This window comes from Micromonospora tarensis (assembly GCF_016803395.1).
GTDB classification, from domain to species: Bacteria; Actinomycetota; Actinomycetes; order Mycobacteriales; family Micromonosporaceae; genus Micromonospora; species Micromonospora tarensis.
Genome location: NZ_JAEVHL010000258.1, coordinates 1 through 9,044, shown reverse-complemented (window position 1 = coordinate 9,044; position 9,044 = coordinate 1). Strand labels below are relative to the sequence as shown.

General features: G+C 72.3%; 8 protein-coding genes and 2 pseudogenes. 7 read left to right on the top strand and 3 right to left on the bottom strand.

The annotated features are described in order from the left end of the window. Together JM949_RS30430 and JM949_RS30425 are read left to right on the top strand one after the other, a co-directional pair. Window positions 1-412 (top strand): aminotransferase class V-fold PLP-dependent enzyme (locus JM949_RS30430; RefSeq protein ID WP_203151563.1); only part of this gene is annotated, 412 nt, incomplete at its 5' end. Beyond that, window positions 409-642: a sulfurtransferase TusA family protein gene (locus JM949_RS30425; protein WP_203151562.1), complete on the top strand. Its 234-nt coding sequence runs from the start codon at window positions 409-411 to the stop codon at window positions 640-642. The genes JM949_RS30430 and JM949_RS30425, both read left to right, overlap by 4 nt. A gap of 65 nt (window positions 643-707) precedes the next feature. On the opposite strand, the gene JM949_RS30420 is transcribed toward JM949_RS30425, so the two are convergent. From JM949_RS30420 to JM949_RS30410, 3 genes and pseudogenes are all read right to left on the bottom strand, one after another. Next, a complete protein-coding gene (locus JM949_RS30420) occupies window positions 708-1,685 on the bottom strand; it encodes a carbohydrate kinase family protein (protein ID WP_203151561.1) in 978 nt (325 codons plus the stop codon). Window positions 1,686-1,867: 182 nt separating this feature from the next. Next, a complete protein-coding gene (erpA, locus tag JM949_RS30415) occupies window positions 1,868-2,236 on the bottom strand; it encodes an iron-sulfur cluster insertion protein ErpA (RefSeq protein ID WP_203151560.1) in 369 nt (122 codons plus the stop codon). 179 nt (window positions 2,237-2,415) lie between these two features. Next, a pseudogene (locus tag JM949_RS30410) lies at window positions 2,416-3,551 on the bottom strand (glycerate kinase family protein). 68 nt (window positions 3,552-3,619) lie between these two features. On the opposite strand from JM949_RS30410, the gene nadA reads away from it, so the two are divergent. The 5 genes and pseudogenes from nadA to JM949_RS30385 form a co-directional block, all read left to right on the top strand. After that, a complete protein-coding gene (nadA, locus tag JM949_RS30405; RefSeq protein ID WP_203151559.1) occupies window positions 3,620-4,819 on the top strand; it encodes a quinolinate synthase NadA in 1,200 nt (399 codons plus the stop codon). Window positions 4,820-5,033: 214 nt separating this feature from the next. After that, entirely contained in the window at window positions 5,034-6,389 is a 1,356-nt protein-coding gene (gene murA / locus JM949_RS30400) for a UDP-N-acetylglucosamine 1-carboxyvinyltransferase (RefSeq protein ID WP_203151558.1), read from the top strand. 75 nt (window positions 6,390-6,464) lie between these two features. Further along, window positions 6,465-7,058: a DUF3043 domain-containing protein gene (locus tag JM949_RS30395; protein WP_203151557.1), complete on the top strand. Its 594-nt coding sequence runs from the start codon at window positions 6,465-6,467 to the stop codon at window positions 7,056-7,058. A gap of 144 nt (window positions 7,059-7,202) precedes the next feature. After that, on the top strand, window positions 7,203-7,763 hold the full coding sequence (locus JM949_RS30390; RefSeq protein WP_203151556.1) for a helix-turn-helix domain-containing protein: 561 nt from the start codon (window positions 7,203-7,205) through the stop codon (window positions 7,761-7,763). A gap of 384 nt (window positions 7,764-8,147) precedes the next feature. Beyond that, a pseudogene (locus JM949_RS30385) lies at window positions 8,148-9,044 on the top strand (hypothetical protein); the annotation flags it as partial.

Here is a 9,044-nt window from a genome sequence, read left to right as displayed (position 1 = left end):
GGCGAGCCTGCGCGCGGCGGCGGCCGACGCGGCGGCCGAGGCGACCCGGCTGGCCGCCCTGGTGGACCGGGTCCGGGCGCGGGTCGCGGCGGAGGTGCCCGATGTCGAGGTGGTGGGCGACCCGGTGCTCCGCCTCCCCCACCTGGTCACCTTCTCCTGCCTGTACGTCGACGGTGAGGCGCTGCTGCACGCGCTGGACCGGCGGGGCTTCGCCGTCTCGTCCGGTTCGTCCTGCACCTCGTCGACGCTGCGCCCGTCGCACGTGCTGGAGGCGATGGGGGTGCTCTCGCACGGCAACGTGCGGATCAGCCTGCATCGGGAGACCACCGAGGCGGACGTCGAACGGTTCCTCGCCGAGCTGCCCGGGATCGTCGCCGAGCTGCGCGCCGAGGCCGGGGTGGTGGGGCTGTGACGATGCCGGACGAGGTGATCGACTGCCGGGGGCAGCGCTGCCCGTTGCCGGTGATCGCGGCGGCCCGACGGATGCCCGAGGTGCCGGTCGGCACGGTGGTCCGGGTGCTGGCCGACGATCCGGCGGCGGCGGTGGACATCCCCGCCTGGTGCCGGATGCGCGGCCAGGAGTTCCTCGGGTCGGTCAACGGCCCCGACGGCCCCGCCTACGACGTCCGCCGCTCGCACTGACGTCCGCGGCCTCAGTCGTGGGCGCGAGCAGCACGTCACATCGGTGCTGCTCGGCGCTGAGCAGATTACGGCCGGAGGTGGGGGCGGATCTCGTCCGCCGCGGCGTCGCCGTAGGACTCGGCCAGCCGCTTGACGAACAGGTCGGGGCGGACCTCGTACTCCTGGGTTCCGACGGTCTCCAGGACCAGCGTGGCCAGCAGTGAGCCGACCTGGGCGGCCCGTTCCAGGCCGGCCCCCCAGGAGAGCGCGGTGAAGAACCCGGCCCGGAAGCCGTCGCCGACACCGGTCGGGTCGACCGCCCGGATCTCCCGCGCGATCGGCACGTGGATCGGGTCGATGCCCCGCCCGGCGATCTCCACACCGTGCTTGCCCAGCGTGGTGACCCGTACCTTGACCAGGTCGAGCAGTTGGTCGTCGGTCAGCTGCGCCTTGCTCTGTAGCAGCGACTTCTCGTAGTCGTTGGTCATCAGGTACTCGGCGCCCTCGATCAGCGCCACCACGTCCTCGCCGCCCATCCGGGCGAGCTGCTGGGACGGGTCGGCCGCGAAGGCGTACCCCCGGGTGCGGCACTCGGCCGAGTGCCGCAGCATCGCTTCGGGGTCGTTGGCGCTGACCAGCACCAGGTCCAGACCACCGACCCGGTCGGCGACCGGGGCCAGCTCGATGTTGCGGGCCTCGCTCATCGCACCGGCGTAGAACGACGCGATCTGGCACATGTCGGTGTCGGTGGTGCAGACGAACCGAGCGGTGTGCGCCACCTCGCTGATGTGCACCGACTCGCAGTCCACGCCGTGGCGCTCCAGCCAGGAGCGGTAGTCGGCGAAGTCCGCACCCACCGCGCCGAGCAGCACCGGGCGCAGCCCGAGCTGACCCATCCCGAAGGCGATGTTCGCCGCCACCCCGCCACGACGGAGTACGAGGTCGTCGACCAGGAAGGAGAGGGACACCTTGTGCAGCTGATCGGCGATGAGCTGGTCGGCGAAGCGACCGGGGAAGCTCATCAGGTGATCGGTGGCGATCGAGCCGGTGACGGCGATCTTCATGTCAACCCTCGGGGTCGGAGGCAGGGCGCGGTCAGCCTACCGGCACGGCAACCCACCGGTCACCCGTCGGCCCAAGGACCGAAACCATCCCGCCACGCCAGCGTTCGGGAGCGCTCCCCCACAATCACGACGATGGGGCCGTCCCGGAGGACGGCCCCATCTGTCGCTGCTGTGGGTGCGACTCAGTTGAACGAGTCACCGCAGGCGCAGGAGTTGCCCGCGTTGGGGTTGTCGATGGTGAAACCCTGGGCGTCGATCCGGTCGGCGAAGTCGATCGTCGCGCCGGAGAGGTACGGGGCGCTCATCCGGTCGACGACAACCTCGACACCGTCGAAGTCGGTGACGACATCACCGTCGAGCGAACGCTCGTCGAAGAAGAGCTGGTACCGCAGGCCGGAGCAGCCGCCCGGCTGCACGGCGACGCGGAGCCGCAGGTCGTCGCGGCCCTCCTGCTCGATCAGGGCCTTGACCTTCTGCGCCGCGACGTCGGTGAGGACGACGGAAGTAGGGGCCTGGGCCTCGGTCGACTCGGTCTGCGCTGGCGTGGTCACGTGGAAGTCTCCCTGCGCGGTTTGGGTCCGGACGCACTGGCCAACGCCGCGCGCCGTCCAGTCATTCCCGGTTGTGGTCCTCAACCATGGTACGCCGCCTCGGCCGGGCGCACCCGCGTGGCGTGACCCCCGCCGCAGGTCGGCCCGGCCCTGAGCAGCCGGTCGAGCGGTCCGGACGCTCAACGGCTCCACTGCCGGGCCAGGCGGGCGCCCAGCTCGCGCAGCCCCTCCGCCGGTCGGCTCAGCGCGGCGTCGAGCCCGCCACTCTCCTCGCCGCCGAAGTGCTCGACCAGGCTGTACGCGTCGGTGACCCCGGCCGAGGCGGCCTCCCGGCGGCCGGTGCTCACCTGCCCGGCCACCACCACGCACGGAACCCCCCGGTCGCGGGCGGCGCCGGCCACCCCGGCGACGACCTTGCCGCGCAGCGACTGGTGGTCGAACGACCCCTCCCCGGTGATCACCAGGTCGGCGGTGTCCAGCGCGGCGTCGAGTCGGGTGGCCCGGGTGACCAGGCCGATCCCCGACTCGCAGCCGCCACCCAGGGCGATCAGCGCCGCGCCGATACCGCCGGCGGCCCCGCCGCCGGGCAGCGTGCCCAGCCCCGCCGGGCAGCCGACCAGGTCCCGTTCCAGCACCGCCGCGAAGCGCTCCAGCGCGGCGTCGAGCAGCAGCACGTCAGCGCGGTCGGCGCCCTTCTGCGGGCCGAACACGTTGCTCGCGCCGTGCAGGCCGAGCAGCGGGTTGTCCACGTCGTGGCCGCTACCAGCCGGACCTCGCGCAGCCGGGGCGCACCGTCCAGCGCGTCCACCGCGGCGAGTGCCGCCCCGCCGTACGGCAGCGCGGCGCCGCCCGAGTCGAGCGGGGTCACACCCAGCGCGGCGAGCATGCCGGCGCCGGCGTCGTTGGTGCCGGAGCCACCCAGCCCGATGACCACCGTCCGGGCACCGCTCTCCACGGCGGCGGCCACCAACAGACCCAACCCGTACGAGGTGGTGGTCTTCGGGTCGCGTTCGGCCGCGGAGAGCAGGTGCAGGCCGCACGCCTGCGCGCTCTCCAGGTAGGCGGTGCCGTCGGCGGTGAGCAGGATCTCACCCGCCGCCGGCCGGCCCAGCGGGTCGACCGTCGACACCGGCACCCGCCGGCCGCCGAGGGCCTCGGCGAGCACCGCCACGAAGCCCGGGCCCCCGTCGGCGAGCGGCCGGATCAGCAGGTCGTCGCCGTGGGTGACGGTGCGCCAACCGGTGGCAACCGCGGCGGCCACCTCCGGTGCGGACAGGGTGCCGGCGAACTTGTCCGGGCAGAGCAGCACGCGCATGCCGAGCAGTGTGGCAGCCCACACCGAGCGAAGCCGCGTCGCGTTCGCGCTGTGGGACCATGGGCTACGTGACTTCGACCTGGGTGGAACCCTCCAACACGGCGACGGCTCTGCTATTGCTCGGCCGGGGCAGCGACCCCGACACCGAGCGTGGCGTCGAGTGTCCGGGCGACCTGCCGGCGCCCAGCGACCCGGATCTGGTGGCTCGCGCCACGGCCGCGAAGGCGGCGCTGGGCAGTCGCGTCTTCGTGCTGGGGCACCACTACCAGCGCGACGAGGTGATCCAGTTCGCCGACGTGACCGGCGACTCGTTCAAGCTGGCCCGGGAGGCCGCGGCCCGCCCGGACGCGGAGTACATCATCTTCTGCGGTGTGCACTTCATGGCCGAGAGCGCCGACATCCTCACCACCGACGCCCAGCGGGTGATCCTGCCCGACCTCGCGGCGGGCTGCTCGATGGCGGACATGGCGGTGCTGGGCCAGGTCGAGGCCGCCTGGGACACCCTGACCGAGCTGGGCATCGCCGCCGACACCGTGCCGGTGACGTACATGAACTCGTCGGCCGACATCAAGGGCTTCGTCGGCCGTAACGGCGGCGTGGTCTGCACCTCCTCCAACGCCAAGCGCGCCCTGGACTGGGCGTTCGCGCAGGGGTCGAAGGTGCTCTTCCTGCCCGACCAGCACCTGGGCCGCAACACCGCGGTGCTGGAGATGGGCCTGTCGCTGGACGACTGCGTGCTCTACGACCCGCACAAGCCCGGTGGTGGTCTCACCCCGGAGCAGCTGCGCGACGCCAAGATGATCCTCTGGCGGGGGCACTGCTCGGTGCACGGCCGGTTCACGCTGGACAGCGTCAACGACGTACGGGAGCGGGTGCCGGGGGTCAACGTCCTGGTCCACCCGGAGTGCCGGCACGAGGTGGTCACCGCCGCCGACCACGTCGGCTCCACCGAATACATCATCAAGACGATCGAGGCGGCTCCGGCCGGCTCGGCGTGGGCGCTCGGCACCGAGCTGAACCTGGTCCGCCGCCTCGCGCTGGCGCACCCGGACAAGCAGATCATGTTCCTGGACAAGGCCGTCTGCTACTGCTCGACGATGAACCGGATCGATCTGCCGCACCTGGTCTGGGCGCTGGAGGAGCTGGTCGCGGGTCGGGTCGCCAACCAGATCACGGTGGACGCCGACACCGCGCACCACGCCCGGGTCGCGCTGGACCAGATGCTCGCCCTGCCCGGCGCGGACACTCCAGCACCGACGGCGCCCTGATCACGATCCGTAGCGCTCTTGGTACGCAAAAGTGCCGGATCACCGATTAATGCCACACACGCCGATGTGACCGAGTCCTTTTTCGTCACCGAGGGCTATGCTGCCGGAGCGACGACACACCCGCGGGCCGTTTTGACATGGCCGCATCCGGGGTAGCGACAACGTTCAGGCTCCCCACCAACAACACGGCAGCACCGACGCGCTGGAGGTTGCGTTGACCGACGACGTCCTGGTTGTGCACGGAGGTACTCCGCTCGAAGGGCGGATCCGCGTGCGCGGCGCGAAGAACCTGGTATCGAAGGCGATGGTCGCCGCGCTGCTCGGCGACAGCCCAAGCCGACTGTTCGACGTGCCGAAGATCCGCGACGTCGAGGTGGTCCGAGGTCTGCTCGGCCTGCACGGCGTCAAGGTCACCGATGGCACCGAGGACGGCGAGCTCGTCTTCGACCCGGCGAACGTGGAGAGCGCCAGCACCGACCAGATCAACGTGCACGCCGGTTCCAGCCGGATCCCGATCCTGTTCTGCGGCCCGCTGCTGCACCGGCTCGGGCACGCGTTCATCCCGGACCTGGGCGGCTGCCACATCGGCCCGCGCCCGATCGACTTCCACCTGCAGGCGCTGCGAGAGTTCGGCGCCACTGTCGAGAAGCGGCCTGAGGGTCTGCACCTGTCCGCGCCGAACGGGCTGCACGGCACCAAGTTCGCCCTGCCGTACCCGAGCGTCGGCGCCACCGAGCAGGTGCTGTTGACCGCGGTCATGGCCGAGGGCGTCACCGAGCTGCGCAACGCCGCGGTGGAGCCGGAGATCATCGACCTGATCTGCATCCTGCAGAAGATGGGCGCGATCATCAAGGTCCACACCGACCGGGTGATCGAGATCCAGGGTGTGCCGAAGCTGCACGGGTACACCCACCGGCCGATCCCGGACCGGATCGAGGCGGCGAGCTGGGCGGCCGCCGCGCTGGCCACCCGTGGCCACGTCGAGGTGCTCGGCGCGCAGCAGGCCGACATGATGACCTTCCTGAACGTCTTCCGGTCGGTCGGTGGCGAGTACGAGGTCACCGACGCCCGCGCGCCGAAGCTGGGCGACCCGGGTCAGGAGGGCGGGATCCGCTTCTGGCACCCCGGCGGCGAGCTGAACGCGGTGGCGCTGGAGACCGACGTGCACCCCGGTTTCATGACCGACTGGCAGCAGCCCCTGGTCGTGGCGCTCACCCAGGCCCGGGGCCTGTCGATCGTGCACGAGACGGTCTACGAGCAGCGACTGGGCTACACCGAGGCGCTCAACTCGATGGGCGCGAACATCCAGGTCTACCGGGACTGCCTCGGCGGCACCCCGTGCCGCTTCGGCCGGCGCAACTTCAAGCACTCCGCGGTGATCGCCGGGCCGAGCAAGCTACACGCCGCCGACCTGGTCATCCCGGACCTGCGGGCCGGGTTCAGCCACCTGATCGCGGCGCTCGCGGCCGAGGGCACCTCCCGGGTCTACGGCGTCGACCTGATCAACCGGGGCTACGAGGACTTCGAGGCGAAGCTCGCCGACCTGGGCGCGCACGCCGAGCGGCCGTAATCTCGACGTACCCCTTCGTTGCGCCCGGTGCACCGCGATGTGCACCGGGCGCGGCCCGTTGGCTACCCTTGCCGCGTGCCGTCGCTCTTTCGCCGCAAGTCCACCGACCTCGTCGACGAGGCCGTCACCTCGGTGACCCCCGAGGAGACCGCCGAGCGGCCCCGGGCCTACACCCCGACCAAGGGTCGGGAGACGCCGAAGCGGCCGACCGTCGGTCGCCGTCCGGCCGGCCCCAGCCGCCCCCTCACCAAGGAGGAGGAGCGGGAGCGTCGCCGCCAACTGCGCACCGAGGCCGCCGCGGAGTTCCGCCGGGAGGGCGGTCCCCGCGACCGGGGTCCGGAGCGGCTGCTGGCCCGCAACGTGGTCGACTCCCGGCGTACGGTCGGCACCTGGTTCTTCGGTGGCGCGCTGATCGTGCTGATCGGGTCGAACGCCGCCATGCCGCCGCTGGTCCGCCTGATCTCCAACCTGCTCTGGGGCGCGTTGGCGCTGGGTGTGGTCGTCGACTCGGTGCTGATCTGCCGCAAGATCGGCAAGCTGGTCCGGGAGCGGTTCCCGAAGACCGACCAGCGGATGGGCTCGCTCTACCTCTACGCGGTCATGCGGTCGATCACCTTCCGGCGGATGCGGGCTCCGGCCCCCCAGGTCAAGCTGGGCGACAAGGTCTGACCCGACCGCCCCGGGGGCCCGGTCGGGCCGAGGGTCACGCATCGCGCGAAGCGTCCGAACGCCGGCCGTTCGTTGTACCGTACGCATGGTTCACCATGCTGAACGTCTTCGTCGGCCCGAACGCTTGACCCCATGGAGCCACAGATGTCTCCGGAACCGGCTGCCCCGCTGGCCACCATCGCCGCCGCCCTGCGCCGGGAGCGGGAACGGGTCGGTATCTCCCTGACCGAGCTGGCCCGCCGGGCCGGCGTGGCCAAATCCACCCTCTCCCAACTGGAGGCGGGCACCGGCAACCCGAGTGTGGAGACGCTCTGGGCGCTGGGCGTGGCACTCGGCGTGCCGTTCAGCCGGCTGGTGGAGCCCGTCGACCACGGCGTGCGGGTGATCCGAGCGGGGGACGGGCCCCAGGTCCGCTCCGAGCAGGCCGACTTCTCCGGCACGCTGCTCAGCGCCGGCGCCGCGCACCTGCGCCGGGACGTCTACCTGATCAGGCTGGAACCGGGTGCGGTCCGAACCGGAGCAGGGCACACCCCCCGCAGCGTCGAGCACGTGGTGGTCGCCGCCGGCCGACTGCGGGTCGGGCCCGACACGGCGCCGGTCGAACTCGACCCCGGTGACTACGCGACGTTTCCCGGCGACGCGCCGCACCGCTACGAGGCGCTCGCGCCCGGCACCTTCGCCGTTCTCATCATGGAACATCCCTGACGGGTGCGGGGATCCCGCCCGAGCCGGACGGCCGTGAGGTGCGGTATGGTCCGGGGATCAGATTCGGTTATAGGACCAAATGTCCGAAACCAATGGGATAACGTTTGCGCCGGTGGGCTGCGCCATAGTGGCGGTGAGCGAGCCCACGCCGTTACCCTCCATCCGCAGCCACAGCCTGCCGGAGCGGCGACCTGACCGGCACGTGAGGGCCCCAGCGCGACAATTTGCAACGAGGTGACAACGCGTGAGCGAGCGGACGCGAGCCGGCCACCGGGGCGTGGCAGGCGGCGACCGGACGCCCGGCGATCACCCAACGACGGCTGCGGACAGCTCACTCCCGGCGACAATCGGCCCAGCGGCCGGGTGTGGCGACGGGCTCGACGGATGAACGGCCGCTACGCCGACCCGTGGCCAGACCCGAACGAACCATCCTGGGTGGGCGAGCCGACCACCGAGTGGCACCCCCAGTTCCCCGGCCAGCGGTACCCAGGCGACATCGGCATGCCCCACCAGCCGCCACCGCGCGGCCGGGCGACGGTTACCGGCCGGGCCGAGGTGCCGCCGCTCGCGCCGACCCGCCCCGATGGCACCTACCTCGGCCGGTCGTGGGCCGACGAGCCGGCGGCGGAGACGGCCCCACACGGCCGCTCCTGGGTGGACGACGAGCCGGTCGAGACGCCTGCCTACGGCCGGCCCGACAGCGCCGACTCCCGCCACTACGACCACGAGCCGTACCGCCGGCCCCTACCCGAGCCACCACGGCGCGACGAACGTCGCTCCCCCGAGTCGGACCGGCGTACCGCCTGGTCCGACCGTCGTCCCAGCGACGAGCGGGGACCCGCGCGGGAGGCCGCCTGGCACCGGGACCAGGTCAGCTCTGATCGGTACGACGGCCGCCGCCCACGGCCGGAACCCACCGAGCGGGACCGCGGTTACCGGGCCACGCCGCCGGTCTCCCCCGCCCCCACCTCGGAGCCCGGCTGGATGCCGGAACCGGATGACGCGCCACGTCGGCGCGGCGCGCAGGAGCGACCGGCCGCCGGCTACGAGCGGCACCCTGGCGACGGGTACGGCGTACGACCCACCCGCGACCACGATCCCCGGGTCGCCGACGGGGTCGACCAGTGGGCACCCGTGGACGGCCGCCCGCGGTACCGCGCCGACGGGTACCCGGGCCCGGCCGCCGACGAACCCCGCCGTCCAGAGCCGCGCTACCGCGCGGACGAGGGGGGTGGCGCGGCACAGTCGCCCAACGGTGGACGACGCCGCCGGCCCGGCCGG

Excerpts from the sequence above, each read along its gene's own strand:
- JM949_RS30390 (WP_203151556.1), top strand. The coding sequence starts at position 7,203 with ATGTCTCCGGAACCGGCTGCCCCGCTGGCCACCATCGCCGCCGCCCTG.
- JM949_RS30420 (WP_203151561.1), bottom strand. The coding sequence starts at position 1,685 with ATGAAGATCGCCGTCACCGGCTCGATCGCCACCGATCACCTGATGAGC.